Raw genomic sequence first — 25,301 nt, 5'->3', positions numbered from 1 at the left:
CCATGCTCGGCGCGCCCCTGGCCCGCCTGCGCGTCGCATGGCAGCGCCAGCGGGAGCGCGGCGACGCCGTCGAGTGCCCGATCTGCGGCGGCACCTTCCGCCGCTTCCTGCCCTACGCCGGGCGGGAGGGCGCGGTGTGTCCGGGCTGCGGCTCGGCCGAGCGCCATCGGCTGCTGTGGCTGTGGCTGTGTGAGGAGGACCGGCTGAAGGGCCGCGTGCTGGCCTTCGGCCCCGACGACGCGACCGACGCCAAGCTGCAGCGACTTTCGCGGGTGCGCTACGTCTCCACGGACATCGATGCCAGCCAGGCCATGGTCGCCGCCGACATCACCCAGCTGCCCTTCGACGACGACACGTTCGACGTCGTGCTGTGCTCGCACGTGCTCGAGCACGTCGAGGGCGAGCAGGCCGCGCTGGCCGAGCTGCGCCGCGTGCTGCGCCCCGAGGGGTGGGCGGCGCTGATGGTGCCCGTCGACCGCACGGTGGCCACCACCCTGGAGGACCCGACCGCGACGACCCAGCAGCAGCGGCTGGAGCGCTTCGGCCAGATCGACCACGTGCGCCTGTACGGCACCGACGTGGCCCAGCGGCTGGGCGCGGCCGAGGTGATCGACCCGCTGACCCGCTTCGGCGCCGAGCGCGAGGCGCGCTTCGGCCTGCGCCGCCAGGACCACTTCGGCCCGGACGAGATCTACCTGCTGCGGGCCGACCCGCCCTCGGCCTGATGGCCATGCGGCGCGCCATGGGCGCGGTCGTCGGGCTGTTCGTCGTCGCGCTGACCTGGGTGGCGGTGTGGGTGCCCTACCACGCCACCGACGCGCTCATCTACGGCCGCTGGTCGCGCCTGATCGAGCTGGGCGGGCCGATCGCGCCCGAGTCGCTGGGCGCCGGCTATCTGCACCGCCCGCTGTTCTACGTCGTGCAGGGCTGGCTGTGGGAGCTGTTCGGGTTCCACGAGTGGATCGGCCGCCTGTGGGCGCTGGTCTTCCTGGGCGCGCTGGTGTGGGCGGTGTGGCGGCTGTCGGGCAGCGACCGCGGCGGCGCGGTCGCCGGGGCGATCGGCGCGCTGCTGCTGGTGGCCACGCCCGACGTGGTGCAGCTGGGCGCCTCCGGCCTGACCGACGTGCCGGTGGCCGCCACGGTCGGCGTGGCCGGGGTGCTGGCGCTCGGCGTGGGCGGCCCGCGCAACCGCTGGAGCCTGGCCGCGCTGATCGCGCTGGCCAGCGTGCTGGCGGGCCTGGCCAAGCCGTCGAGCTTCATCGCGCTGTTCGGCATCGGGTTGGCCCTGTTCGTCGGCCCGCGCCGCGAGCTGCTGGCGCGGCTGGTCTGGCGCGGGGTGCCGCTGGCCGCCGGCGCGCTGCTGGCGCTCGTGTGGGCGGTGATCCAGGCCGGCCGGCTGGACCTGGGCGTGACCGCGTTCCTCAAGGGCGGCGACGCCGACACGATCAGCGCCGCGGTCTACAGCTTCTACGACCAGCTCAACGCCCAGTCGCGCGGCTCGTTCATCGCCGGGATGGAGTGGCTGGGCCCCTACCTGACGCTGCCGCTGATCTTCGCGATCGTCTACGCGGCGTTGCGCATCGCCGCCCGCTCGCACCGGCTGTCGGCCACGATCGCCGCGCCCGTGGCGATCGTGCTCTCGTGGCTGCTGCCCTTCCTGGCCAACCCCGCCGGCGGCACGGTCGGCCCCTACGACCTCGACCGGCCGATCGCCGTCGTGGCCACGGTCGTGCTGTTCGTCCCGCTGTGGCTGTCGCGCGACTGCCCCGAGGACGAGGCGCCGACCCGCGAGCACCTGGCCCGCATGGCGCTGTGGGCGCTACCGCCGACGCTGGCCTGGATCAGCTCGGCGCCGTTCAACACGCGCTACCTGTCGCCCGCCTGGGCGCCGCTGTTCGCGCTGATCGCCGTCGCGCTGTGGACCGCGCTGCGGGGCACCGCCGCGGCCCGCGGCGCGCGCTGGGCCTGGGTCGTGGTCGTCGTGCTGCTCGTCGTCGGCGTGGTCGACCTGCGCAACCTCGACGGGCTGGGCCAGCGGCCCGACGGGTCGATCGACGCGGCCCGCACGCTGCGCGAGCTGAAGGTCACCGGCTGGTTCGATGCCGACCGCGCGCGGGTGGCCGCCGATCCGTCGCTCGGCCTGCTGGTCGAGGACACCGCCGCCGCGCTGCGCGCACCCGGACGGCTGATCTCCGCCGACGGGCGGCTGCCCTTCTACTGGCCGCTGCGCACCACGCGCGCCGAGCCGCAGCGCTGCGGCGACCTGCGCGGCTACCGCACGCTGGTGGTCACCCAGAGCGCCAGCGGGCTGGCCGCCGATCGCCAGAAGGCCCTCACCCCGGCCGAGCTGGCCGAGGCCACCGGCGGACGCGCGGCGCAGATCGGCTTCTGGCCGCGCTGCCAGGATCCGCCGGTGCGCACGCTGTCGGCCGTGCCGCGCGAGTTCGCCGTCTTCCGCGTGGGGTCGTGAGCGTCCCCGCCGCGGCCCCCGCTGACGGGCCGCGGTCGCTGCGCAGCGGCGCGCTGCTGATGGGCGGCGCGCAGCTGCTCACGGCGGTCACCGGCTTCGCCACGACGATCGTGGTCGGGCGCGTGCTCGGGCCCGACGGGGTGGGCGCCTACACCGTGGCCCTGTCGGTCGTGCTCGTGCTCGGCGTGCTCGCGCCCCTGGGCCTGGAGAACGGGATCGCCTGGGCGGTGGCCGGCGGGCGCTGGGCGCCGCGCGACGCGCTGGCCCAGTCGCAGCTGGCCGCGTTCGTGCTCGGCCTCCTCGCGGCGGTCGTCGCGGTGGCCGCGCGCCTGGCCTTCCCCTCGGCCTTCGCGGGGCTGACCGTGGCGCTGATCGCCGCCGTCGGGGTGGGCCTGCCGTTCTACATCTCCTGGCAGTACACGCGCTGGCTGGCGGTGGCGCTGGACCGCTACGAGGCGTTCGTGCTGCCGCCCGCGCTGGCCTCGCTGCTGGTGCTCGTGCTGTGCGGGATCGGCGCCGGCGTGGACGGCGAGCGGGGCATGATCATCGGCATCCCCGTGGCCTACGCGATCACCGCCGCCGTGTCGCTGGGCGACGCGCTGAAGCGCACGCCGCACGACCATCCGGCCACCGCCCGCCACGGCGCCGAGCCGCTGCGTGAGGCGACCGGCTTCGGGCTGCGGGCCAACGCGGCCAACGCGCTGCAGTTCCTCAACTACCGGATCGACCTGTTCGTGCTCAGCGCGGTCGTCTCCGCGCATGACTTGGGCCTGTACTCGGCCGCGGTGGCCGTCACCGGCGTGATGTTCCTGGCCCCGCAGACGCTGGCCTACGTCGTCTTCCCGCGCGTGGCCGCGCTGACCGCCGGCGGCGCGGACGAGCTGGCCGCGCGCGCCGTGGTCGAGCGCAAGTCGCTGCGCCACGTGTCGCTGCTGACGCTGGTGTCGCTGCCGGTGGTCGCCGCCGCGATGGCCATCGGCATCCCGCTCCTGTACGGCTCGGAGTTCGACGGCGCGATCACGCTGGGCCTGATCCTGCTGCCCGGCGTGGCCCTGTTCGGCATCGCCGCGGTACTGGCCGCCACGATCAACGGCCGCGGCTTCCCGACCTACTCCCTGCGCGCGGCGGTGATCTCCACGCCGGTCGCGCTGGTCCTCTACGCGGCGCTGATCCCCACGCTGGGCGACAACGGCGCCGCGCTGGCCTCGACCGTCTCCTACGCGTTCAACTTCGCCGTCACCGCCGTCTACTACCATCGCGCCACCGGCGACCGCGTGGCGCCGCTGCTGGTGCCCACGCGCGAGGAGATCGCCGACCTGCGCGGGCTGGTGCGCCGATGATCATCGTCGCCCGCAGCCCCGGTCAGCTGGGCAACCAGCTGTTCCTGTTCGCCCACGCGCTGGCCTTCGCCGCCGAGGCCGGCGTGCCCGTGGCCAACCCCGCCTTCGCCCGCTACGGCGCTTGGTTCCCGGCCTTCGCCGGCGACCCGCTGTGTCGCTGGCCGGCCGCCCCGGGCTGGCGGCCCCGAGGCCGGCGTGTGCGCCGCGCCGCCACCGGGCTGGCCTCCCGCGGGCTGCCCGTGGCCCGGTGGCTGCCCGGCGTGGACGTCGTCGCGGTGGCCGACGACGAGGCGGCCGACCTCGACGATCCGGCGCTGCTGGCCCGCGCGCGATCGGCCCGCGCGCTCGTGCTGGCCGGTTGGGAGCTGCGGGGGCTGCGGGGGCTGGCCCGTCATCGCCAGACCGTCCTGCAGGCGCTGGCGCCCGACCCCCGGACCGAGGCTGCCGCCCGATCGGTCAGCGACCGCGCCCGCGGCGCCGGGCCGCTGGTCGGCCTGCACGTTCGCCGCGGGGACTACGCCGACTACCAGGGCGGGCGTTTCGACTTCGGGCCGCAGCGCTACCGCGCCATCGCGGAGCGAGCGCTGGAGGCCCACGGTCCCGGGGCGACGTTGCTGGTGTGCAGCGACCAGCCGTTGGACCCCGGCGTGCTGGACGGGCTGCCCGCCACGCCGGGACCGGGCGACGTGCTCGGCGACCTGTGCGCGCTGCGGGCCTGCGACACGCTGATCGGGCCGCCGAGCACGTTCAGCATGTGGGCCTCGTTCAGCGCCGGGCTGCCGCTGCAGACCCTCCAGGCGCCCGATGCGCCGATCGGGCCCCAGCACACCCGGATCGTCGCCGGCTGACCGGGCTCAGGCCGCGGCGGCCGCGGCGGCCGCCGCGACGTGCGCGACCTCGGCGTCGGTCAGCTCGGGGAACAGCGGCAGGGAGACGATCTCGCCGGCCAGCCGCTCGCTGACGGCCAGCGAGACGCCGTGCTGCCCCAGCTCGGCGTAGGGCGGATGGCCGTGGATCGGCCGCGGGTAGTGCACGAGCGTCTGCACGCCGGCCGCCTGCAGCGCGGCCTGGAAGCCGTCCCGGTCGGCCACCCGCACGACGTACAGGTGGAAGGCGTGGTCGCGCTCGGGCAGCCGGGCCAGCGGCCGCGCCGCGGTCCCGGCCAGCGCCGCGTCATAGGCCGCGGCGATCGCCTGGCGGCGCCGCACGCCAGCGGCGAGTCCGGGCAGGCGCACGCGCAGGATCGCCGCCTGCAGCTCGTCCAGGCGGCTGTTGACGCCGTGCTCGACGTGCAGGTAGCGCTCGGACTGGCCGTAGGCGCGCAGCAGGCGGACCCGCTCGATCAGCCCGGGATCGGGTGAGGCGACGGCGCCGCCGTCGCCCAGCGCGCCGAGGTTCTTCGTCGGGTAGAAGCTGAACGCGGCCAGGTCGCCCAGCGAGCCGGCCGGGCGGCCGCGCAGCCGGGCGCCATGGGCCTGGGCGCAGTCCTCCACGATGGCCACGTCACCGGCCACCGCGCGGATCGCGTCGACGTCGGCGCACTGGCCGTACAGGTGCACGGGCACGACGGCCCGGGTGCGGGGGGTCAGCGCGTGACGCAACGAGTCCGGGTCCATCGTGCCCGCCTCGTCCTCGACGTCGCACAGCACCGGCGTGGCGCCGGTGCGCTCGATGCCGGCGATCGTGGGCACGCACGTGTTGGCCTGGGTCACGACCTCGTCGCCGGGGCCGATCCCCAGCGCGCGCAGCGCCAGCTCGATCGCGTCGGTCCCCGACGCGACGCCCGCCGCGTGGCCGCCGCCGCACACCGCCGCGGCGAACTCGGTCTCGAAGGCGCGGCCTTCCTGCCCGAGCACGTACCAGCCGCTGTCGAGCACCCGGGCCAGCGCCGCGTCGTGCTCGGCCCGGGTCGCCGCCACCGCGCGGGTCAGGTCGTTGAACGCGACCTTCACGGCGCGGCCTGCGTGCCGTTGGGATAGCGGATGCGGGCCAGCGCGGGAAAGCGGCGCAGCGCGCTCTCGCCGAAGCGCACGCGCAGCTCGGCGACGCGCTCGGCGATCGGCGGGTCGTCGCCGAAGCCCGCGTCGAAGCCGGGGTCGATCGCCTCCAGCTCGGCCCGCGCGGCGTCGAGCGCGGCCAGGTAGGGCCGGTAGATCAGCCGCATCGTGCGACGCGGGACGTGGTAGCCGGGCGGGTGGTAGCCGTGGTGGCCGCTGCGGCGCAGCTGCACGCGGTGGAAGTGGAAGAACACCAGCGGGAGCCCGTCGACGGTCACCCGGCCGTCGCGGGCCACGATGTCGTACTGCAGCGCGTTCCACGGCGCCAGCCCGCCGCCGGGATGGGCCAGCTCGTGCACACCGTCAAAGCGCGTGGGCCAGTCGTCGAGGTACTTCTGGTCGCCCAGCTTGCCGTCCTCGAGGCGGTAGTAGCACCACTCCAGGCAGCGCTCACGCCACCAGCGCAGCGCCTCCAGGCCGTCCGCGGTGCGCCGGAAGGTCAGGAACTGGACGTTGTAGATGCCCGAGATCGCGTGGTGGGCGTACTCCGGCGCGTAGCGGTGCGGGGTGATCAGCACCGACGCGTCGCCCATCTCGTCGAACAACGGCTCGGGGCTGGAGTAGAACAGCAGGTCGGCGTCGAGGTAGGTCACCTCGGTCAACTCCGGACGCGTGTCCAGGAGGTAGAGCGGCAGCGCCGGCGTCGACGTCCAGCAGTACTCCACCGGCGTGCGGTCGCTCTTGACCGCGGCCAGGCTGGTGTCGTGGGCCTCCAGGTCGCGCAGGGGCACGACGGTCAGGTGCGGGAGCGCGAGGCGCCCGAGCAGCTCCTCGGCGCGCTCGTCGAACGTGAAGGCGGTCAGGTGGAACGGCTGGGCGACGCGCTCCATCGAGCGGTACATGGCCAGCGCCTTGACCAGGTAGTTGCTGTCGAAGAGCGTGCAGTACTCCCGCATCGCGACGGATGCTAGGAGCCGGACCCGATCGGCCGGGCGGGATTGCCGGCCACGATCTGCCCACGCGCGACGTGGCCGGTGACCACCGCGCCGGCGCCCACGACCGCGTCGTCCTCGATCGTGGTCCCCTTCAGCACGATCGCGCCCGTGCCCACGAAGACGTTGCGCCCGATCGACACGCGGTGCTGGGGCTGCGGCGTGGGCATCGGCGCGTGGCGGCGCTCGATCGGCTCCGTGGGATGGAAGTCCGTGTCGGCGATCGTCACGTTGGCCCCGATCAGCGTCCCCGCGCCGATCGTCACCTCGATCGCCGCGATGATCGCTCCGCCGCTGATGCCGACGTCCGGGCCGACGACCAGGCGCGCGCCCGGCGCCAGCGTGCGCAGCACCGTGGGGTGGTTGACCCCGAGGTCCGTTCCGCGCGAGTTGGAGCAGATGTGGACCTTGTCGCCCAACTCGATGGTGGAGCCGGGCACCAGGGAGACGATCGGGATGCCGTCGAAGACGACACCGGCGCCGACCGCGACGCCCTGCGCGCGCACGAGCCGGTCGGCCAGCCGCTGCTGCACCGCCCGCCAGCGGGCCTGCGCGGCGGGAAGGAGCGACGCGATCATCGTCTGGAGTCTATGACCGCGGCTTGGCCTGATGCCGCTCACGAAGGCCTGAGCGCGGCCCCCCTCGGGGCTAGGCTGTCGGACGCATGTCGGCTCAGGCAACGCTCGACCGGACGGATCCCACGCCGAACGGCGACGAACACCCGCACGCGGCGCGCCACGTCCGGATCGAGGCCACGCGCGGCTGGGTCTCGCTGCGCCTGGGCGACCTGTGGAGCTACCGCGAGCTGCTGTTCTTCCTGGCCTGGCGCGACGTCAAGGTGCGCTACAAGCAGACCGCGCTCGGCGCCGTATGGGCCGTCCTGCAGCCGCTGGCCCTGATGGCCGTGTTCGCGCTGATCCTCGGCCAGGTGCTGAAGGTCCCCTCCGACGGCGTGCCCTACCCGGTGTTCGCCTACACCGCGCTGCTGCCGTGGACGTTCTTCGCGCAGTCGCTGAACGCCTCGTCGACCAGCCTGGTGGCCAACGCCAACCTCGTGTCGAAGGTCTACTTCCCGCGCCTGGTGCTGCCCATCTCGGCGACGCTGGGCTTCCTGATCGACCTGGTCATCGGCCTGTGCCTGCTCGTGGTCATGATGGCGCTGTACTCGGTGCAGCCGACCTGGTGGGCGCTGCTGCTGCCCGTGCTGATCCTGTTCACGCTGATGACCGTGCTCGCCGCGGCGGTGTGGCTGGCCGCCGTCAGCGCCCGCTACCGCGACGTGATCTTCGGCATGCCGCTGCTGATCCAGCTGTGGCTGTTCGCGTCGCCGATCGCCTACTCGTCGTCGGTCATCCCGGGCAACTGGAAGTGGCTGTACGCCCTCAACCCGATGGCCGGCGTGATCGACGCCTTCCGTTGGGCGCTGCTGGGCGCCGACTCCCCGGGGCCCGAGGTGATCGTGTCGATCGCCGTCACGGTGATCGGGCTGGCCACGGGCGTGGCCTACTTCCGCCGCACCGAGCGCAGCTTCGCGGACGTGATCTGATGACCGACCTCGCCGTGGCCGTCAAGGGTCTGTCGAAGGAGTACCGCCTGGGCATGAGCGGGCCGCAGTACGGCCGCCTGACCGAGTCGATCTCCGACGCCTTCCGTCGCCGCGGCCGCCGCGAGCGGCCCGCCGTGGAGGAGCGCTTCATGGCGCTGGACGACGTCGACCTGGAGATCCGCGAAGGCGAGGTCGTGGGCATCGTCGGGCGCAACGGCGCGGGCAAGACGACGCTGCTGAAGATCCTCTCGCGCGTGACCGAGCCGACCACGGGCACCGTCGACCTGTGGGGTCGCGTGAGCGCGCTGCTGGAGGTCGGGACCGGGTTCCATCCCGAGCTGTCAGGCCGCGAGAACATCCAGCTCAACGGCGCGATCCTGGGCATGAGCCGGGCCGAGGTGGCGCGCAAGTTCGACGAGATCGTGGAGTTCGCCGAGGTCGAGCGGTTCATCGACACGCCCGTCAAGCGCTACTCCAGCGGCATGTACGTCCGCCTGGCCTTCTCGGTCGCCGCTTCGCTGGAGCCGGAGGTCCTGATCATCGACGAGGTCCTGGCCGTCGGCGACGCGCGCTTCCAGAAGAAGTGCCTCGGGCGGATGACCGAGGTGGCCCGCGAGGGCCGCACCGTGCTGTTCGTCTCCCACAACACCGGCGCGGTGGCGGAGCTGTGCACCCGGGCGGTGCTGCTCGAGCACGGCCGCAAGGTGACCGAGGGGCCCGTGGGCGACGTGCTGGTCGCCTACGCGCGCCTGGCCGGACCGGAGGACCACGAGGTCGACTTCGACGAGGACGAGTCCCTGCCCGTGTCGATCGTCGGGCTGTCGCTCCGCGACGGCAGCGGTGTGCCGTCCACGACCTTCGATCTCGCCGACGAGGTCGAGCTGCGCGTCACCTACCGCGTCCGCGAGCCCACCCACGGCTACCAGGTCGTGCTGAACCTGGCCCGCAACGTGGTCGACGTCCTGCACAGCTTCGACACCGATGAGCCGGACGCGCCGGAGGAGCCGCGCGGCCCGGGCACCTACGAGGCGACGTGCCGGCTGCCGGCGATGTTCCTCAAGGCGGGGCTGTGGTCGGTCAACCTGGCCGCCGGGACGCCGTCGCAGCTGTTCCAGTCCTGGGAGGGCGTCGTGCGCTTCGAGGTCGAGGAGCGCAACGCCAACACGCAGTTCCGCGGCTACCGCCGTGACCGTCCCGGCCACGTGATCTCGCCGGGCCGCTGGAGCACACGGGAGCTGCCGGAGTGACGCCGTCGCCCGAGCGGGTCGAGGTCGCCGCGCCGGCGCTGTTCGACGCCTTCCGTGAACGCCGCACGCGCGGGCAGCGCCGGCGGGCGCGGCGCGACGCGGTCTACACCGCCGTGGCGCGCCTGCGCCGGCGGCTGGGGCGCGGATGAGCGACTCGCTGGAACGCTCGTGGGGCGCGTTCACGCCCGGCCTGGCCGGGCGGTACCTGCGCAGCTACGGCGCGCCGGCCGAGGGCTCGCGTGTCCTCACCGCCGAGGTCATCGAGGAGCTCGCGCCCGCGGACCGTCCGGTTCGCGTCGTCGACCTCGGATGCGGCAACGGGCAGCTGCTGGAGCTCTTCCGCGAGCGCCAGATGAACCTCGAGTACGTCGGGGTGGACTTCTCCGAGCCGCTGCTGGACGTCGCCCGCGACCGGTTCGCGGGGGACGCGCGCGCCGCGTTCGTGGTCGCCGACGTCAACGAGCCGACCGGGCTGGAGGGCGGATTCGACGTCGCGCTGTACTCGCACGTCGTCGAGATCCTGTCCAGCCCCGAGGCGTCGTTGCGCCGCGCGCGCGAGCTGGCCCGCTACACGCTGATCCGCTTCTTCGAGCCGCCCGAGCATGACGTCGACGTGGTCGAGCTGCGCGAGATGGAGATCGGCGACGGCGCATCGGTGCCCTACCTGCGCCGCAAGATGGCCCGCGACAGCTACCGGCTCATGCTGGCCCGGCTGGGCTGCAGCGCCGTCGACGTCTACCGCGACCAGGGCTCGCGCGACCAGGTCCACGTGCTGCATTACCCGCCGCGCTGATGGCCAGCCTGCTGAAGCTGCCCGACGCGCGCACCAAGGGCGTGCTCACGGTCACCACGCAGGAGCGCGACAACCTGCTGCGCCCCTCGCCGGAGCTGACGGCGCGGCTGCTGGGGCTCAAGGACCGCTGGGTCGTCGGCCTGCACCACAACTGGCACGACCACCAGTTCCGCTACGACCCCCTCTACGACTTCAGCATGGCCGGCCCCGACGATCTGCGCGAGGTCGACGGGCGCCCGGTGCCGCTGGTCCAGCTCGACGCCTGCAACTTCACCCCGGCCGACTTCCGCCCGGGCCAGGTCGAACGCTTCTGGGACGTCCTCTACGTGGCCCGCCCGGTCGCCTTCAAGGGCTTTCCCACGTTCCTGGAGACGGTCCGGCGCCTGTACGACGACGGGCACGACCTACGGGTGCTGTGCCTGTGCCCGATGCCGCCCTACGTCGAGGCCGACCGCGACACCGTCATGTACGACGTGCGCGAGCGCTACGAGGCGCTGTTCCCCGACCGGGCCGAGCAGGACCGCTTCACGCTGCTGACCATGGACTGGCGCTATCCCTTCCCGCTGGACCTGCCCACGCTGGCCCACCTGTATCGCTCCAGCCGGGTGTTCGCGCACTTCGCTCCCGACGAGCGCCGGTGTCGCGTCGCCGCCTACGCCTGGTCGACCGGCCTGCCGGTGGTCGGCACCGCCGCGGTCGGCTCGCTGCTGCCGCCCGAGCTGCGCCGTCCGCCGGCGTTCTTCGAGGCCCAGCCCGACAAGGCCAAGACGTTCGCGCGGGCGATCGTCCGGGCGCTGGGCGAGGGGCAGGGCTATGACGCCGAGCCCGTGCGCGGCGAGGTGTCCGAGACGCGCACGACCGACCGGTTGCGCCAGGAGATCGACGCGGTCACCCCGCAGGCGGGCTGCGCGGGCGCGCAGATGGCGCTGGGCAAGCTCGATCTGCGCCTCGGCCGCCACCACGGCATCAGCCTGGGGACCAACCGCGTCCCGATGACGCTCGAGCAGCTGCTGGCCCGGATCACCCATGTGGATGAGCCGCTGCAGGCGGCCATGCGCGCGCCCGACCCCGAGCTGGCGCTGGCCGAACCGCCGATTTCGGGCCGCCGAACACTGCTAGCCTCGAAGAGCCTTCGACTTCTTCGACCCGGGAGCCGAGACCGATGAGCCTGACTGCCACCGCCAAGAAGATCCGCCACAACGCGCTGCCCACCGCGGTCCAGCTGCGGGCCGACTTCGACGACTACCGCGCCGGACGCGGCAACGACCTCGAGAGCAAGCTCGATCCGCGCCAGCTCAAGGCGCTGGCCGATCTGCGCCGCGATGGCTACGCGGTGATCGAGAACTACTGGGAGCACGACCGCGCGATCGCGCTGCGCGACCAGCTCGAGGCGCTCCTGGCCGAGGGCCAGGACCGCGACTGGGACGACGCCTGGCTGCGCTTCTGGGACGGTCGCGGCTACGACCAGGGCGTGCGCCGGCTCTACCACGTCGAGCAGGTCGTGCCCGAGCTGAAGGAGATGAAGGACGACCGCTTCATCTTCGACATCGCCGACGCCTACTACGGCCTCCCGTTCTACAGCGGCGCGCTGGTCTTCCAGCACAACCTGCAGAGCAACGCGAACACCCGCACCTACCACGTGGACGCGTTCATCAAGGAGTTCAAGTCGTTCCTGTACCTCGACGACGTCGACAACGGCAACGGCCCGTTCACGTACCTGCCCGGGACGCAGCGCAAGCACCTGCTGCGCCTGAAGAAGCAGCTGATCGGCAACGGCGAGGGCGAGTCCCCGACGACGGTCTTCCCCGAGGACATCAAGGCCAGCGAGATGGCCCGCGAGACCCGCATCACGGGTCCCGCCGGCACGCTGATCCTGGCCGACGTGCGCGGCCTGCACCGCGGCTCTCCGCAGGAGAACCGCTCGCGCTCGGTGCTGGTCAACTACATCGTCAAGCACCAGCACCAGCTGCAGATCGACCGCTAGCGGACCGCCTGCTCGAACTCCGGCGCCAGTGCGGCGCTGGTGGTCACGCTGATGTGCCCGCCGTCGCGGAACAGCGGTTCGCCGTCGCGGTGGGTCGAGCACACGTCGTGCGGGCAGAAGAACGCGCGGAGGTCGAGCACCTGCGCGCCGGTGGCCCGCGCCACGTGCTCGATCGCCGCCCGCGGCGCGGCCTGGATCTGATCGGCCAAGGCCCGCGGGGTGAGCACCGGGCTCGGGCAGCGGCCGCGCAGGACGCCGAGCGTCGTGCAGCGCGTCGGATCGAACAGGATGTCCACGTCGTCCCCGTCCACGCGCTGAGGCTTGGGGATCGGCTGCAGCAGCAGCACCGACTGGTCCGCCCCCTGGAGGCCCTGGACGATCGTCTGCAGGTCGCTCTCCAGGTAGGGGTGCTTGATCTTGGGGTCGTCGCTCTCGCTGACCCGGTCAGGTCCGGCGCCGACGTGTGGATCGACCCACAGCGAGTCGGAGATCCCGATCACCACGTCCCCCGGCATCGCCTGGGCCAGCCAACCCAGCGTGCCGTCGACGTAGGCCCGGCAGGCCTGCTGATGGGCGTCGTCGGAGTCCGACCAGGAACGGCCCAGGAACGAGCAGCCGTTGAACGTGGAGATCAGCACCGGCCGCCCCAGATCCTGGCCGGCGCGGATCAGCGCCTCGCTGAACTGATCGGCGTTGGAGTCGCCGATCACGTAGATCGGCTTCCCCGTCGCGTCGCCGTTCCAGACGCAGGTCGGCGTGGGCGTCGGCAAACCGTTGGTGCAGCCCGCCTCCGCGGCCGCATGCAGCGAGTCGACCGACGCCTCCAGGTCGCGCACGTTCGTGGACCAGAACCCCTGGTTGACCGCGACGAGCAGCAGCGCAGCCAGCGCCAGCGGCGGCACCAGCGTGGCCACGACGATCCGCCCCATGCGCTTCCAGCCCACGCTGCGCAGGCTGCGGATCGGCTGCTCGACGTAGCGATAGGAGAGCACCGCCGGCCCGAGCGAGACGAGCGCGGCCAGCTCGGTCGCCAGGTCATGGCCCGGCCACAGCAGCGCGGCGAACACGATCAGCGGCCAGTGCCACAGGTACCAGGAGTAGGAGATGTCCCCGATCCAGACCAGCGGGCGCGTCGACAGCAGGCGGGTGACCGGGTTGTCGTCGGCCAGGCCGGCGTGGATCAGCAGGACGGTGCCCACGACGGGCAGCAGCGTGGCGAACCCGGGGAACGTCGTCGTCGAGGTGATGACGTGCAGCGAGACGGCCAGCAGGAGCGCGCCGGCCAGCCCGCACAGCAGGCGCAGCGTGCGCCCGCGCAGCACCGCGGGAATCGCGATCAGGGCCAGGAGCGCTCCCGCGCCGAACTCCCAGGCCCGGGTCAGCGAGCTGTAGAACGGCTGCGCGGGCAGGTGCGAGATCCCGTAGCCGCCGCGGGCGATGACCACCGTCAGCAGGAGCGACAGGCCGGCCACCACGGCGGTGGTCAGCACCGGCCCCCAGGCGCCCAGCCGCAGCCGACGCCCGAGCCACCAGCCGACCATCAGCACGAGCGGGAACACCAGGTAGAACTGCTCTTCGACCGACAGCGACCACGTGTGCAGCAGCGGGTTGATATCGGCGGCGGCGTCGAAGTAGCCACCGGTCGTGTTGGCGATGACGATGTTGGCGACGAGCAACATCGCGCCCAACGCGGTGTGGGCGGCGTTGTCCTGGCCCTGGATCGGCGACAGGATCAGCGCGGACAGCACCATCGTCACGGCGACCATGAGCGCCAGCGCCGGGGTCAGACGGCGGAAGCGCCGGGCGTAGAACCGGGGCAGGTCGATGCGGCCCGACGCGCTCGACGTGCGGCGCAGCATCGCCGTGATCACGAAGCCCGAGATGACGAAGAACACGTCGACGCCGACGAAGCCACCCGGGACGGGAAGGCCGGCGTGGAAGACGACGACGAACAGGATCGCGACGGCGCGCAGACCCTGGATGTCCGGGCGCCGGCGACCCGGCTGCTCCGGAGCTGAGCTGGGCACTGGCGACACCCTAATGCGGCGAGGGATGTACTAGCTTGGCGCGAATGTCCCCCACGGTCGTCGCCGTCATCCCGGCCCGCGGCGGCTCGCGGCGGCTGCCCGGCAAGAACCTCGTCCCGGTGGCCGGGAAGCCGTTGCTGGTCCACACGATCGAGCAGGCCCGCGCCGCGGCGCGCGTACACGTCGTCCTCGTCTCCACCGATGACCAGCAGATCGCCGCGGTGGCCGACGCTGCGGGGGCCGAGGTGGTCGTCCGGCCGCCCGAGCTGGCCGGCGACCACGCCACCAGCGAGTCGGCGGTGCTGCACGCGCTGGACGCGCACGGGGACGATCCCGACATCGCGGTGCTGCTGCAGGCCACGTCGCCGGTGCGTCGTCCGGGCGACATCGACGCGATGGTCGCGCTGGTGGCCGAGGGCGGCGCCGACTCGGCCTTCTCGGCGGTGCCCGGGCACGTGTGGCTGTGGGAGGAGCGGCCCGAGGGCGTGCGCTCGGTCAGCTACGACTGGCAGGCGCGGCCGCGCAGCCAGGACCAGCACCCACAGCTGCTCGAGGACGGCTCGATCTACGTGACCCGGACGATGCTGCTGCGCGCGACCGGGAACCGGCTGGGTGGCCGCATCGCCGTGCACCGGATGGCCGTCGACAGCGCCATCGATCTGGACGACGCCGACCAGCTGGAGGCGCTGGAGGCCGCGATGGCGCGGCTCGACGTCCACTAGCCTCGGCGGCCGATGTCCGACGCTCCCTGGGCACCCCACCCGATCCGGCTGCGCGATCGCACGATCGGCGAGGGCGAGCCCTGCTTCATCATCGCCGAGGCCGGGGTCAACCACAACGGCCAGCTCGACCTGGCGCTGAAGCTGGTCGACATGGCCGCCGACGCGGGCGCCGACGCGGTCAAGTTCCAGAAGCGCCACCTGCCCAGCCTGTATCCGGCGGGGCTGCTGGCCGACGCCAACACGGCCGAGTGGAACTTCCAGTACCTGCTGCCCACGCTGCGCGACACCGAGCTCTCCGACGACGAGTTCCGCCGCATCCGCGAGCGCTGCCGCGAGCGCGACATCCGCTTCATGTGCACGCCGTGGGACGAGCACACGCTCGAGTTCCTGGAGGACCTCGACGTCGAGCTCTACAAGGTGGCCTCCGCCGACCTGATCAACCTGCCGCTGGTCGGCGCGATCGCCGACACCGGGAAGCCGCTGGTGCTGTCGACCGGCATGGCCACCTTCGACGAGATCGAGACGACCGCCGCGTTCCTGGGCGAGCGCGACGCGTCCTTCGCGATGCTGCACTGCGTCAGCACCTACCCGGCCCCGTTCGAGGGCCTGAACCTGCGCCTGATCGAGCGCCTGAAGGGCCTCGGGATCCCGGTCGGCTACTCCAGCCACGAGCGCGGCATCGCCATGCCGCTGGCCGCCGTGACGCTGGGCGCCTGCATCGTCGAGAAGCACATCACCGTCGACCGCACGCTGCCCGGCCCCGACCATCCCGCCAGCGTCGAGGCGGCGGGCATCCAGCGCCTCGTGCGCGACATCCGCAACCTCGAGCTGGCGCTGGGCGACGGCGAGGAGAAGACGCTGTCGGCCATGGAGCTGCAGAACCGCCAGGTGCTGCGCAAGAGCCTGGTCGCCGCACGCGACCTGCCCGCGGGCACCGTGGTGGAGCGCGACATGGTGGCCACGCTGGGCCCGGGCAAGGGCCTGTCGCCCCAGCGCATCGACGAGCTGGTCGGGGTGGAGCTGCACCGTGACGTGGCGGCCGACGAGCCGTTCGACGACGGCGATCTGGAGGGCCCGGCCGACCTGCAGATGCACACCGAGGGCCTGCGTCGCCGATGGGGTCTGAAGGCGCGCTTCCACGACCTGGCCGAGGTGCAGGCGCTCAAGCCCGACATCGTCGAGCTGCACTTCTCCGAGGACGACGTCGGCCACCCGTTCGTCGCGCCGGCCACGCCCTACGAGCAGCAGCTGGTGATCCACGCGCCCGAGTTCGCCGACCAGCGTCTGCTGGACCTGTGCTCGGCCGACCCGGACACGCGCGAGCGGGCCCGGGTCCTGATCCAGGCCACGATCGACCGCGCCGCCGACCTGGCCCCGCACTTCGCCGGCGGACCGGTCTCGATCGTCATCCACGTGGGCGGCATGTCGATGGACGAGCCGCAGCTGGACATCGACGTGCAGCTGCAGCGCGCGGCCGACGTGTTCCGCTCGTTCGATGACCGCGGGCTGACGCTGCTGCCCGAGAACCTGCCTCCGCGGCCCTGGTACCTGGGCGGCCAGTGGTTCCAGAACGCGTTCACGCACCCCGACCACCTCGTGTCCTTCTGCGAGGAGCTGGGGATCGGCTGCACGCTGGACATCTCCCACGCGCAGCTGTGGTGCGCGGAGAGCGGCATGCCGCTGCAGGAGTTCGTCGATCGCACGCTGCCCTTCGCGCGCCACCTGCACCTGGCCGACGCCGCGGGCATCGACAACGAGGGCCTGCAGATCGGCGAGGGCGTGATCGACTGGACCGCGCTGCTGACCCAGCTCGAGCGGGCCGAGTTCTCGTGGGTGCCGGAGATCTGGAGCGGCCACCTGCACCACCACCAGGGCTTCGTGCACGCGGTCAACCGCCTGGCGGCGCTGGGCGGGCTGTGAGCGACCCGCAGCGACGGCGGGCTCACGACTTCCTGACCACGCTCAGCGACGCGATCGCCGCTGCCGTCGACGACGCGGGGCCGGACGCGCTGCGCTACCGCGGTGCCGGCCTCGGTCCCGCCATGGAGCGCGGCCTGTTCGTCGCCTTCAGCAACGACGCCGCGCTGTACGACGCCTTCGCCGACGGCGCCGGGCTGGCGGTCAACGGCGTGCTGGAACGGGCGGTGGCCGAACGGTTGCTGGACGGACCGGTCACCGGACCGGGGGCCGTGCGGCGGCTGTGGGCCGGCCTGGGCGAGCGTCGTCTGCTCGGGCGGATGGGGCACGCGTCGTCGTCGTCGGCGGCGGGCTTCGGCGACCCGCCCGCCGGTGAGACGTGGTTCGTGCTGGACCATCCGAAGTTCCTGCCCCTGGTCGAGCCGATCGCCGGTGCGCTGGATCAGGCGCCCGCGCGGATCCTGTGGGCGGACGCGGCGTTGCGTCCCGCGGCCCGGGCGGGCGATCCCGCGCTGGACGAGGCGCCTGGCGCCGAGCCGTCGCGGATGGGCGACGCCGGCCGGGCGCTGCGCGGGCACGCCGGGCTGCTGGCCACCTACGACCGGCTCCTGGCCGCTCTGCGGGCGCTGGCCCCGCGCCGGCTGGTCGTGGTCGAGGGCAACAGCCCGTTGGACGCGCTCGTCGGCGCGGCCGGGGAGACCCTCGACGTTCCGGTGGTCTGCGTCCAGAACGGCTGGTCGCCGATCGTCCACGCCGGCTTCCGGCGCATGCCCTACCGGCGCATGTGCGTGTGGGGTGAGGGCTTCGCGGAGCTGCTGGCTCCGCACAACCCGAGTCTGGAGCTCGTCGCCACCGGTCATCCGACGCTCTCGGGCGACATCGGCGCGCCGGCCGAGCAGCCGACGGCGGGGTTCTTCCTGCAGCCCGGCTCGCCCTACAACGCGCCCGCCCATCTGGTCGAGCTCGACGCGCTCGTCGATGCCGTGGCCGAGGCCGCCCCGCAGGCGCGCGTCCTGGTCCGGGAGCACCCGGGGTATCCGGCGCCGACGCGCCCGCGCCCGGTCAACGTCGAGGCGGCCAACGCGCCGCAGGTCGCCCTGCGCGATGTGCTGTCGGCCAGCCGCGTCGCGGTGTCGATCTACTCGACCTCGCTGGTCGAGGCGACCGCGCTCGGGCGCCCGGCGGTGTCGCTGAACCGCACCGCGCTTCCGCGGCTGTCGCCCGATCTGCAGGCCGAGGGGGCGGGGATCGAGACCGCCGACCCGGCCGCCGCGTGCGAGGCGATCGTCGGGTTGCTGCAGCCGGGGGCCGGGCGACCATACGAGGCGGGCATGGCGCGGATCCGCGATCGCTACTTCGACGGCTTACGGCCTGGCGCCGCCGCCCGCGCCGCCGGCGCGATCATGGAGGTCTAGTGCGCATCGCGATCGTCGACACGCTCTACGCGGCCTTCGTGGCCGATCACTACGCGGGCCGTCCGGGGCTGGCCGACGCGTCCTACGACGCCCAGCACGCGGCGCTGATGGCCCGGTCGTTCGGGACGTCAGACGCCTACTCGGTCAACCTGCGGGCGCTGGGCCACGACGCGGTCGACCTGCTGGTCAACGTCGAGCCGCTGCAGCGCGCATGGGCGCGCGAGCACGGGGTGCGGCCGGCGCGCACGCTGTCGCCGCGGCTGCCCGCGCTGGTCCGGGCCCGCCTGGACGGCGGGGCGCGTCGCGTGGCCCGCGCGCAGATCGCCGCGCACGAGGCCGAGGTCGTCTACTGCCAGGACCTCTCGTTCTTCACGCGCGCGGACCTGGACGCGCTGCGCGGCGAGGGCCGCCTGGTCGTGGGGCAGATCGCCTCGGCGCCGCCCGACGAGGAGCGCCTGCGCGGCTTCGACCTGATCCTCACGTCGTTCCCCCACTACGTCGAGCGCTTCCGCGCGCTGGGCGTGGGCAGCGAGTACTTCGCGATCGGCTTCGACGCACGCGTGCTCGACCGCCTGCGGGCCGAGGGCGTCGATCCGGACCCGGGTGCGGCCGGGCGCGACGGCGCGGTGTTCGTCGGCGGGGTCAACCCACACGTGCACGGCACCGGCGTGCAGCGCTGGGAGCGCCTCCAGGAGCAGGTCCCGTTCGCGGTCTACGGCTACGGCGGCGAGCAGCTGGACCCGGCCAGCCGGCTGCGGGCCGCGTGGCGGGGCGAGGCGTGGGGGCTGGACATGTACGCGGCGCTGGCCCGGGCCGGCATCGCGCTCAACCGGCACATCGCCGCGGCGGAGGGCTTCGCCAACAACATGCGGCTGTTCGAGGCCACCGGCGTGGGCGCGCTCCTGCTCACCGAGCAGGCCCCGAACCTGGCCGAGCTGTTCGCCCCCGGCAGCGAGGTCGTCACGTACGCCGACGACGACGACCTGGTCGAGCAGCTGCGCCACTACCTGGCCCACCCCGACGAACGCCGCGCGATCGCGGCCGCCGGCCAGCGGCGCACGCTGACCGACCACACCTACGCCCAGCGGATGCGCGAGCTCGGCGAGATCCTCGCCGCCCACAGCGTCTAACGCGGCCGCAGGTCCCAGGCGTCGAGGTCGTGGAAGCGCACCGGCGTCGCGTCGTGCGTCGCCCGCCACAGCCGTTCGAAGGCGGCGCGGTTGCGCAGCCAGCCGGCGTTGGTCGCACCCCGGCGCGACAGCCGGCGCCGGACCTCCCAGGACATGCGCCGCAGGCCGGCGATCTCGCTGGCCAGCACGAGGACGCGGTGTCCGGCGAAGCGCCGCATGAGCGCGCGCCACTGGGCGTTGGTCAGCTCCGTGTCGACCCGGTGGAACAGGTGCAGCGGGGCGTCCAGCGGCGCGTCGGTGAGCAGGTCGAAGCGGAGCACCTCGGCCTCGGGAAACAGCGCGCCCAGCCGCTCGATGGCTAGCGGCGTGTAGTCGCTGAGCACGAGCGCGCGCTGCGGGCGCTCGCGCCACAGCAGGTACTCGAAGACCGCGCCGCCGACGCCGTAGGAGGCGATCCGGTCCAGGCCCTGGCCGTCGAGCCAGGTGTTCAGCGCCGCCGCGCGGCCCACCAGCTCCGGGCGCGACAGGGCGGTCTGCTCCCAGGTCGCGCGGTCGGCGGGCAGGGCGAACGGGCCATCGGTCTCCACGCGCAGCGCGTCCCAGGCCTCGGGGCGCACCAGGTCGTCCCCGACCAGCGCTCGCTCTCCGCCGAAGTCGTAGACGTGGCGAACGGTCAGCGGGATCATCGGAACAGCCCCGCGCGGATCGCCAGCCGGCCCAGGCGCGCCTGCACCCGCTCGCGGCCCGACAGGCGCGCGGCGAACAGCTCCTCGAAGCGCCGGGCCTCGCGCTTGAACGGCTCCAGGTCCGCCGACTTGGCTTCGCCATGCATGTACCGCACCGCCAGTTCGCGATCGACGAGGGCGGGCAGCTCACCCGCATAGGCCAGGCGCAACATGAACTCCGTGTCGAAGACGTAGTGCAGATCCTCGCGGAACGGACCGTACCGCTCGAACAGCTCGCGGCGCCAGAACGTGGCCGGCTGAGGCACCGCCCACGGCTGCAGCAGCCAGGAGAAGCGCCGCCCCTGGGGCAGCACGGGCCGCCACACGTGATCGATCTCGCCGCTGTCGCCGTCGACGAACTGGCAGGCGCCGGAGACCCAGCTGGCGCCCGTGCGCTCCAGCGCGGCCACGGCCGCGTCGATCGCCCCGGGCAGCAGGTAGTCGTCGCTGTTGACGTAGGCGATCACGTCGCCCGTGGCCCGGCGCAGCGCCTTGTTGAGCGCGTCGGTCTGGCCGCGGTCGGGTTCGCTGACCCACCAGGCCAGGCGGTCGGCGTAGCGCTCGACGATCGCCACGGTCTCGTCGGTCGACCCGCCGTCGACCACCAGGTACTCCAGCGGCTCGTAGCCCTGGTCGAGGATCGACAGCAACGTGCGCTCGATGTAGGCACCCTGGTTCAGCGAGGGCGTGATGACCGTGACCGACGGGCCGCTCACGACCAGTAGTGCTCCCCGTGCTCGCGGTAGAAGGCGAAGGTGCGCTCCAGGCCGTCGCGCAGCGTGACCTGCGGTTGCCAGCCGGTGAGCGCGCTGAGGCGATCGTGGGAGACGTAGATCGAGCCGATGTCGATCTTCTCGCGCTCAGGCGGCCACGGAACGGTCGTGGCGGTCCCGCCCGCGCCGGCCAGCTCCTGGCACAGGCGGGCCACGTCGAGCAGCGAGACGGGCTCCTGCCCGCCGACGTTGAAGGCGTGGCCGAAGGCGTCGTCGTGCAGCGCGGTGAGCAGGAACGCGTCGACGCAGTCGCTCACGTAGGTGAAGTCGCGCAGCTGGCTGCCGTCGCCGAACACCTGGAGCGGCTGGCCCTCCAGCGCGCGCCGGATGAACACGGTGATGAACCCCTGGCGGCCGTGCTTCATGAGCAGGTGCGGTCCGTAGGTGTTGGTCAGGCGCAGCGACGCCGCGCGGATGCCGTGCACCTGGTGGTAGAGCAGGTGGTAGCTCTCGCCCGCGATCAGGTTGATGCCGTTGACGTCGACCGGCACCAGCGGGTGGTCCTCGGTCACCGGGACGAACTGGGGCCGGCCGTACTGCTGGCGCGAGGCGGCCAGGACGATGCGCACGTCCGGGTTGCCCGCCCGGCAGGCCTCGAGCAGATCGACCTGCGCCTTGACGTTGATCTCCAGGTCGGTCTGCGGGTCGGTCATCGAGTCCACATGGCTGACCTGACCGGCCAGGTTGAACAGGAAGTCCTGGCCGCGCACGAGCTGGCGCAGCGACCACGGATCGCGGATGTCGGACAGGTTGATCTGGACGTCATCGGCGATGTCGCGCACGTTGAACAGGTTGCCGCCGTACTCGGGGATCAGCGAGTCGACGATCGTCACGTCGGCGCCGAGCTGCACCAGCCGGCGCGCCAGGTGCGAGCCGATGAACCCCAGTCCGCCGGTGATCAGAACGCGCGCACCGTTGTAGGACTCTTCGGGAACGGCCACGGGCGGCGATGGTAGTGGCCCTGGGTACCATCCGACCGCTCTGACCGTCTCTGTCGTCGTCCCGTCGTTCAACGGCGCCCGGTTCCTCGAGGCCGCGCTGCGCAGCGTCCTCACCCAGGATCCGCTGGAGGTGATCGTCCAGGACGGCGGCTCGACCGACGACACCGCGGCCGTCGTGGCCGCGCTGGACGATCCACGTGTGGTCTTCCTCAGCGAGCCCGACGCGGGCCAGTCCGACGCGCTGAACCGCGCGATCGCCCGGGCCCGGGGGGAGTGGATCGCCTGGCTGAACGTCGACGACCTGGCGCTTCCGGGGCTGCTGGCCACCGGCGCCGCGCATCCGCACGCCGATCTCGTCTACGGCGACTTCGACTTCATCGACGAGCACGATCGGGTCGTGCGCCACTTCGACCCGGAGCCGACGCTGAGCGCCCACCGGCTGCTCACCCACGGCTGCTACCTGTTCTCCGGCGCGGCCCTGTTCCGGCGCACGCTGTTCGAGCGCTACGGCGCGCTGGATCCGCAGCTGCGCTACGCGATGGACTACGACCTGTACCTGCGGGTCGCCCCGCACATCACGGCGGCCTACGTGCCCCAGACGCTGGGCGCCTTCCGGGTGCACGGCGCGTCGAAGACCAGCGGCCTGACCTGGGGCATCTTCCGGGAGACCGCGACGGTGCGCCGCCGCCACGGCGGCTACGGCTTCGAGACGCGCGTGCCGGTGCTGGTCAACCAGGCCAAGCAGCTGGTCGACCTGGCCACGCTGCCCGTGCGCCGACGCGCGGGGTGGCGATGACCGTCGGCGATCCCCAGCGCGCGGCCCTGCGGATCATCCAGGCGTTCCTGGCGGTGGTGCTCGTCGTGGCGCTGTTCCTGGCCCTCGTCGTGCCCTACCACGCGACGGACGGGCTGGTCTACGGCGCCTTCTCCAAGGAGCTGTCGCTGCATGGCGGGTTCCTGCTGGACCAGGTCGGCTACGGCTCCTACGCGCGCCCCCTGTTCTACGTGCCGCAGGGCTGGCTGTGGTGGGCCTTCGGCGCCCACGACTGGATCGGGCGGCTGCTGTCGCTGGCCTTCTTCGCGCTGCTGCTGTGGTCGGTCTTCCGGCTGACCGCCGACCGCACGCTGCCGCGCGTCGCGCCGTGGCTGGCCGTCCTGGCGCTGTTCGCCAGCCCCGACGTCGTCGTGCAGGCCTTCGCCGGCCAGACCGACGTGCCGGTCGCCGCGCTCCTGGGGGCCGCGGCGGTCGTCCTGTGGCGCCGGCCCGGCAGCTGGGGTGCGTTCGCGCTGATCGCGGTCATGGCCGCGGCCGCGGTCCTGGGCAAGTCGACGGCGCTGCCCGCGCTCGTGGGCCTGGGCCTCGCGCACCTGATCGGTTCGCGCCAGGAGCTGGCCGGGCGGGTGCGCTGGGGGATCGCGCCGCTCGCGCTGGGCGCGGTCGTCGGGCTGCTCTACGACTTCGCGCTGGCCCGGCACTTCGGCGTCTCGATCGACGTCTTCCTGGGCGGGGCCTACACCGATCCCGGCCAGTCGTCCCTGACCGGCGCGGTCTCCGCCCTGCCCGACGGCGTCGCCGCGGCGACGCCGTCGGGGGCGATCACCGAGCGCGTGCGCATCGCCTTCGACGCGTTCTTCGCCAGCGACCGGCACGCATCGGCGCTGGTCCAGTTCGCCTGGCTGGGCCCGTACCTGCGCCTGGTGCTGCTGTTCTCGCTGCTCTACGCGGTGGCCCGTGCGGTCGGCGTCGCGCACCGGCGCAGCGCGCTCGCCGCGATCGGCGTGACCGTGATCGTCTTCGTGATCGGTCCGCTGGTGCTGCCCGGCGCGGGCTCCATCGGCGGCGGCGGCGCGATCGCGCTGCTCGGGACGGTGGCCCTGGCCCTCGTCCTGGCCAGTTCGGCCTGGGTGCCCCAGGAGTGGGTGGTCTCGCGCGAGCTGGTGGCCCGGCTGCTGGTCTGGTCGATCCCCTCGATCGCCGCCTGGGTGCTGTTCGGCATCCTCGAGGACACGCGCACGATGTCGCCCGCCTGGCCCGCGGTGTTCCCGCTGATCGGGGCGACCACCGCGATGGGCGTCGCCGCGATCGCGGCGCGGCGGGCCTGGCTGGGCGCCGGCGCGGCGGTCGTGCTGCTCGTGCTGGCCGTGGCCAACTTCCGCAACTTCGACGGCCTCGGGGTCCAGCCCGACGGCAGCTACTCCGCCTGGTCGGCGCTGCGCAAGCTGACCCCCGGCACGTGGACCGACCCGGCGGCCGCCCGCCGGGCCGCCGATCCGCAACTGGGCGGGCTGGTCGATGGCGCCCTGGCCCGCGCGCCTGGGACGGCGGTGCGCACCAACGACGGGCGGCTGATCTTCTTCGATCCCGAGCGGACCACGGTGGAGCCGGCCCTGCCCGCCGACTGCGCGGAGTTGAAAGGCACCGGCGCGGTCGCGGTCATCACCGCCGGCTACCCGGCGGCCGATCTCCAGCGCCTCGCCGCGCTGCCCTGCCTGGAGCCGATCGGCGGCGCGCCCGGGTCCTGGGCGACCTACCGGGTGACCAGCTAGGGCACGCGCCGCGCGACGAGCTCGACGTTCGTCGCGAACTGGTTGAGGCCCGGCACCCGGGCCAGCGCGCGATTGGCCGCCCACACCGGGCCGGCCACGCGCTCGCCGCGCTCGCCCGTGATGCCCAGCGGCAGCATGTTGGCCAGCCGCAGCTCGGTCACCTCGAAGCCGCGCGCCTGCAGCAGCCCGCGGGCCACGGGGCGGGTGTACATCGTGTCGAAGGGCATGTGGCCGTGGTAGTACAGGCCGGTCCGCCGGGCCACCAGCTCCAGGTACGAGCGCCGGTTGGGCAGCTTGTAGACGTACAGGATCCCGCCGGGGCGCAGGACGCGATGGAGCTCGTCGAGGCTGCCCGCGGGGTCGCGGACGTGCTCGAGCACCCCCATCGAGAGGGCGGAGTCGAAGCTCGCGTCGGGGTAGGGCAGCTTGACCGGCTCGGACGTCATCAGCATCTCGACGTCGGGGTAGCGCTCGGAGCGCACGAGCGCCCCGTCGGTGGCGGCCGGATCGTGCTCCAGGGAGCTGACCGTCACGCCGCGCTCCTTGAGCAGATGCGACAGCTGGCCGTAGCCGCAGCCCCAGTCCAGCAGATGGCCCGGGCGGTCGGCGGCGATGCGGTCGGCGGCGGCGAGGTACTCGCGCATCTGGGGGCCCGAACGGAGGTGCACGTCGGCGCCGCGGTCGCGGCGGGCGCTGCGCTCGAGCTGTTGCTTGGCAGTCGGCATTCCGCCGCGG

The 25,301-nt window shown here is 73.2% G+C and carries 24 protein-coding genes; 16 read left to right on the top strand and 8 right to left on the bottom strand.

Going from position 1 to position 25,301, the window contains the following annotated elements; translation table 11 throughout:
* Positions 1-2: 2 nt before the first annotated feature.
* Genes ACZ5UI_RS18285 through ACZ5UI_RS18270 form a run of 4 tightly spaced genes read left to right on the top strand, consistent with a single transcriptional unit; the run spans position 3 to position 4,658 of the window.
* Positions 3-725, top strand: a complete 723-nt coding sequence (locus ACZ5UI_RS18285; RefSeq protein ID WP_464189531.1) for a methyltransferase domain-containing protein — start codon at positions 3-5, stop codon at positions 723-725.
* The gene (locus ACZ5UI_RS18280; RefSeq protein ID WP_464189529.1) at positions 725-2,470 is read left to right on the top strand and encodes a hypothetical protein; all 1,746 of its coding nucleotides are present in this window, start codon (positions 725-727) and stop codon (positions 2,468-2,470) included. Before ACZ5UI_RS18285 ends, ACZ5UI_RS18280 begins: the two co-directional genes overlap by 1 nt.
* Positions 2,467-3,810 carry a lipopolysaccharide biosynthesis protein gene (locus ACZ5UI_RS18275; RefSeq protein ID WP_464189527.1) on the top strand — a complete coding sequence of 448 codons (1,344 nt, stop codon included), beginning with the start codon at positions 2,467-2,469 and terminating at the stop codon, positions 3,808-3,810. Before ACZ5UI_RS18280 ends, ACZ5UI_RS18275 begins: the two co-directional genes overlap by 4 nt.
* Positions 3,807-4,658 carry an O-fucosyltransferase family protein gene (locus ACZ5UI_RS18270; protein WP_464189525.1) on the top strand — a complete coding sequence of 284 codons (852 nt, stop codon included), beginning with the start codon at positions 3,807-3,809 and terminating at the stop codon, positions 4,656-4,658. Before ACZ5UI_RS18275 ends, ACZ5UI_RS18270 begins: the two co-directional genes overlap by 4 nt.
* 6 nt (positions 4,659-4,664) lie before the next feature.
* Here the strand turns inward: ACZ5UI_RS18270 and ACZ5UI_RS18265 are convergent, their stop codons facing one another.
* The 3 genes from ACZ5UI_RS18265 to ACZ5UI_RS18255 are packed head-to-tail and all read right to left on the bottom strand — an operon-like array spanning position 4,665 to position 7,377.
* On the bottom strand, positions 4,665-5,762 hold the full coding sequence (locus ACZ5UI_RS18265; protein ID WP_464189522.1) for a DegT/DnrJ/EryC1/StrS family aminotransferase: 1,098 nt from the start codon (positions 5,760-5,762) through the stop codon (positions 4,665-4,667).
* Positions 5,759-6,763, bottom strand: a complete 1,005-nt coding sequence (locus tag ACZ5UI_RS18260) for a glycosyltransferase family protein (protein ID WP_464189520.1) — start codon at positions 6,761-6,763, stop codon at positions 5,759-5,761. The genes ACZ5UI_RS18265 and ACZ5UI_RS18260 overlap by 4 nt, the downstream gene beginning before the upstream one ends.
* Positions 6,764-6,774: 11 nt before the next feature.
* On the bottom strand, positions 6,775-7,377 hold the full coding sequence (locus ACZ5UI_RS18255) for an acyltransferase (RefSeq protein WP_464189518.1): 603 nt from the start codon (positions 7,375-7,377) through the stop codon (positions 6,775-6,777).
* A gap of 86 nt (positions 7,378-7,463) precedes the next feature.
* Between ACZ5UI_RS18255 and ACZ5UI_RS18250 the strand changes: the two genes are divergently transcribed.
* The 6 genes from ACZ5UI_RS18250 to ACZ5UI_RS18225 are packed head-to-tail and all read left to right on the top strand — an operon-like array spanning position 7,464 to position 12,369.
* The gene (locus ACZ5UI_RS18250) at positions 7,464-8,345 is read left to right on the top strand and encodes an ABC transporter permease (protein ID WP_464189516.1); all 882 of its coding nucleotides are present in this window, start codon (positions 7,464-7,466) and stop codon (positions 8,343-8,345) included.
* Complete coding sequence (locus ACZ5UI_RS18245; protein ID WP_464189514.1) at positions 8,345-9,592, top strand: ABC transporter ATP-binding protein; 1,248 nt, start codon at positions 8,345-8,347, stop codon at positions 9,590-9,592. Before ACZ5UI_RS18250 ends, ACZ5UI_RS18245 begins: the two co-directional genes overlap by 1 nt.
* Positions 9,589-9,741: a hypothetical protein gene (locus tag ACZ5UI_RS18240; protein ID WP_464189512.1), complete on the top strand. Its 153-nt coding sequence runs from the start codon at positions 9,589-9,591 to the stop codon at positions 9,739-9,741. The genes ACZ5UI_RS18245 and ACZ5UI_RS18240 overlap by 4 nt, the downstream gene beginning before the upstream one ends.
* Entirely contained in the window at positions 9,738-10,385 is a 648-nt protein-coding gene (locus ACZ5UI_RS18235) for a class I SAM-dependent methyltransferase (RefSeq protein ID WP_464189510.1), read from the top strand. Before ACZ5UI_RS18240 ends, ACZ5UI_RS18235 begins: the two co-directional genes overlap by 4 nt.
* Complete coding sequence (locus ACZ5UI_RS18230) at positions 10,385-11,551, top strand: glycosyltransferase family protein (RefSeq protein WP_464189508.1); 1,167 nt, start codon at positions 10,385-10,387, stop codon at positions 11,549-11,551. The genes ACZ5UI_RS18235 and ACZ5UI_RS18230 overlap by 1 nt, the downstream gene beginning before the upstream one ends.
* Positions 11,548-12,369 carry a phytanoyl-CoA dioxygenase family protein gene (locus ACZ5UI_RS18225; protein ID WP_464189506.1) on the top strand — a complete coding sequence of 274 codons (822 nt, stop codon included), beginning with the start codon at positions 11,548-11,550 and terminating at the stop codon, positions 12,367-12,369. Before ACZ5UI_RS18230 ends, ACZ5UI_RS18225 begins: the two co-directional genes overlap by 4 nt.
* Here ACZ5UI_RS18225 and ACZ5UI_RS18220 read toward each other — a convergent pair.
* The gene (locus ACZ5UI_RS18220) at positions 12,366-14,396 is read right to left on the bottom strand and encodes an acyltransferase family protein (RefSeq protein WP_464189504.1); all 2,031 of its coding nucleotides are present in this window, start codon (positions 14,394-14,396) and stop codon (positions 12,366-12,368) included. The two genes, ACZ5UI_RS18225 and ACZ5UI_RS18220, sit on opposite strands and share 4 nt — an antisense overlap.
* A 44-nt stretch (positions 14,397-14,440) precedes the next feature.
* On the opposite strand from ACZ5UI_RS18220, the gene ACZ5UI_RS18215 reads away from it, so the two are divergent.
* From ACZ5UI_RS18215 to ACZ5UI_RS18200, 4 genes are read left to right on the top strand one after another with little or no spacing between them, the layout of a single operon-like run.
* Positions 14,441-15,118, top strand: coding sequence for an acylneuraminate cytidylyltransferase family protein (locus tag ACZ5UI_RS18215; protein WP_464189501.1), 678 nt, complete (start codon positions 14,441-14,443; stop codon positions 15,116-15,118).
* 12 nt (positions 15,119-15,130) lie between these two features.
* On the top strand, positions 15,131-17,038 hold the full coding sequence (locus ACZ5UI_RS18210) for an N-acetylneuraminate synthase family protein (RefSeq protein WP_464189499.1): 1,908 nt from the start codon (positions 15,131-15,133) through the stop codon (positions 17,036-17,038).
* Positions 17,035-18,450 carry a hypothetical protein gene (locus ACZ5UI_RS18205; protein WP_464189497.1) on the top strand — a complete coding sequence of 472 codons (1,416 nt, stop codon included), beginning with the start codon at positions 17,035-17,037 and terminating at the stop codon, positions 18,448-18,450. The genes ACZ5UI_RS18210 and ACZ5UI_RS18205 overlap by 4 nt, the downstream gene beginning before the upstream one ends.
* Positions 18,450-19,580 carry a CgeB family protein gene (locus ACZ5UI_RS18200; protein WP_464189495.1) on the top strand — a complete coding sequence of 377 codons (1,131 nt, stop codon included), beginning with the start codon at positions 18,450-18,452 and terminating at the stop codon, positions 19,578-19,580. The genes ACZ5UI_RS18205 and ACZ5UI_RS18200 overlap by 1 nt, the downstream gene beginning before the upstream one ends.
* Here the strand turns inward: ACZ5UI_RS18200 and ACZ5UI_RS18195 are convergent.
* From ACZ5UI_RS18195 to ACZ5UI_RS18185, 3 genes are read right to left on the bottom strand one after another with little or no spacing between them, the layout of a single operon-like run.
* Complete coding sequence (locus tag ACZ5UI_RS18195) at positions 19,577-20,266, bottom strand: hypothetical protein (protein ID WP_464189493.1); 690 nt, start codon at positions 20,264-20,266, stop codon at positions 19,577-19,579. The genes ACZ5UI_RS18200 and ACZ5UI_RS18195 overlap by 4 nt on opposite strands.
* On the bottom strand, positions 20,263-21,021 hold the full coding sequence (locus ACZ5UI_RS18190; RefSeq protein WP_464189490.1) for a glycosyltransferase family 2 protein: 759 nt from the start codon (positions 21,019-21,021) through the stop codon (positions 20,263-20,265). The genes ACZ5UI_RS18195 and ACZ5UI_RS18190 overlap by 4 nt, the downstream gene beginning before the upstream one ends.
* Positions 21,018-22,019, bottom strand: a complete 1,002-nt coding sequence (locus ACZ5UI_RS18185) for an NAD-dependent epimerase/dehydratase family protein (RefSeq protein ID WP_464189488.1) — start codon at positions 22,017-22,019, stop codon at positions 21,018-21,020. The genes ACZ5UI_RS18190 and ACZ5UI_RS18185 overlap by 4 nt, the downstream gene beginning before the upstream one ends.
* Positions 22,020-22,059: 40 nt before the next feature.
* Here ACZ5UI_RS18185 and ACZ5UI_RS18180 point away from each other — a divergent pair, with 40 nt between their 5' ends.
* On the top strand, positions 22,060-22,815 hold the full coding sequence (locus ACZ5UI_RS18180; RefSeq protein ID WP_464197842.1) for a glycosyltransferase family 2 protein: 756 nt from the start codon (positions 22,060-22,062) through the stop codon (positions 22,813-22,815).
* Entirely contained in the window at positions 22,806-24,566 is a 1,761-nt protein-coding gene (locus ACZ5UI_RS18175; RefSeq protein WP_464189486.1) for a hypothetical protein, read from the top strand. The genes ACZ5UI_RS18180 and ACZ5UI_RS18175 overlap by 10 nt, the downstream gene beginning before the upstream one ends.
* Here ACZ5UI_RS18175 and ACZ5UI_RS18170 read toward each other — a convergent pair.
* A complete protein-coding gene (locus tag ACZ5UI_RS18170) occupies positions 24,563-25,291 on the bottom strand; it encodes a class I SAM-dependent methyltransferase (RefSeq protein ID WP_464189484.1) in 729 nt (242 codons plus the stop codon). The two genes, ACZ5UI_RS18175 and ACZ5UI_RS18170, sit on opposite strands and share 4 nt — an antisense overlap.
* Between the last annotated feature and the right edge of the window lie 10 nt (positions 25,292-25,301).

Source organism: Conexibacter sp. JCM 18997 (genome assembly GCF_055391915.1).
Note: the sequence above shows the minus strand (reverse complement) of the source record. Positions and strands in the feature narration are given on the sequence as shown.

Excerpts from the sequence above, each read along its gene's own strand:
- ACZ5UI_RS18285 (WP_464189531.1), top strand. The coding sequence starts at position 3 with ATGCTCGGCGCGCCCCTGGCCCGCCTGCGCGTCGCATGGCAGCGCCAG.
- ACZ5UI_RS18170 (WP_464189484.1), bottom strand. The coding sequence starts at position 25,291 with ATGCCGACTGCCAAGCAACAGCTCGAGCGCAGCGCCCGCCGCGACCGC.
- ACZ5UI_RS18195 (WP_464189493.1), bottom strand. The coding sequence starts at position 20,266 with ATGATCCCGCTGACCGTTCGCCACGTCTACGACTTCGGCGGAGAGCGA.
- ACZ5UI_RS18210 (WP_464189499.1), top strand. The coding sequence starts at position 15,131 with ATGTCCGACGCTCCCTGGGCACCCCACCCGATCCGGCTGCGCGATCGC.
- ACZ5UI_RS18260 (WP_464189520.1), bottom strand. The coding sequence starts at position 6,763 with ATGCGGGAGTACTGCACGCTCTTCGACAGCAACTACCTGGTCAAGGCG.
- ACZ5UI_RS18230 (WP_464189508.1), top strand. The coding sequence starts at position 10,385 with ATGGCCAGCCTGCTGAAGCTGCCCGACGCGCGCACCAAGGGCGTGCTC.
- ACZ5UI_RS18235 (WP_464189510.1), top strand. The coding sequence starts at position 9,738 with ATGAGCGACTCGCTGGAACGCTCGTGGGGCGCGTTCACGCCCGGCCTG.
- ACZ5UI_RS18215 (WP_464189501.1), top strand. The coding sequence starts at position 14,441 with ATGTCCCCCACGGTCGTCGCCGTCATCCCGGCCCGCGGCGGCTCGCGG.
- ACZ5UI_RS18270 (WP_464189525.1), top strand. The coding sequence starts at position 3,807 with ATGATCATCGTCGCCCGCAGCCCCGGTCAGCTGGGCAACCAGCTGTTC.
- ACZ5UI_RS18280 (WP_464189529.1), top strand. The coding sequence starts at position 725 with ATGGCCATGCGGCGCGCCATGGGCGCGGTCGTCGGGCTGTTCGTCGTC.
- ACZ5UI_RS18255 (WP_464189518.1), bottom strand. The coding sequence starts at position 7,377 with ATGATCGCGTCGCTCCTTCCCGCCGCGCAGGCCCGCTGGCGGGCGGTG.
- ACZ5UI_RS18225 (WP_464189506.1), top strand. The coding sequence starts at position 11,548 with ATGAGCCTGACTGCCACCGCCAAGAAGATCCGCCACAACGCGCTGCCC.
- ACZ5UI_RS18250 (WP_464189516.1), top strand. The coding sequence starts at position 7,464 with ATGTCGGCTCAGGCAACGCTCGACCGGACGGATCCCACGCCGAACGGC.
- ACZ5UI_RS18245 (WP_464189514.1), top strand. The coding sequence starts at position 8,345 with ATGACCGACCTCGCCGTGGCCGTCAAGGGTCTGTCGAAGGAGTACCGC.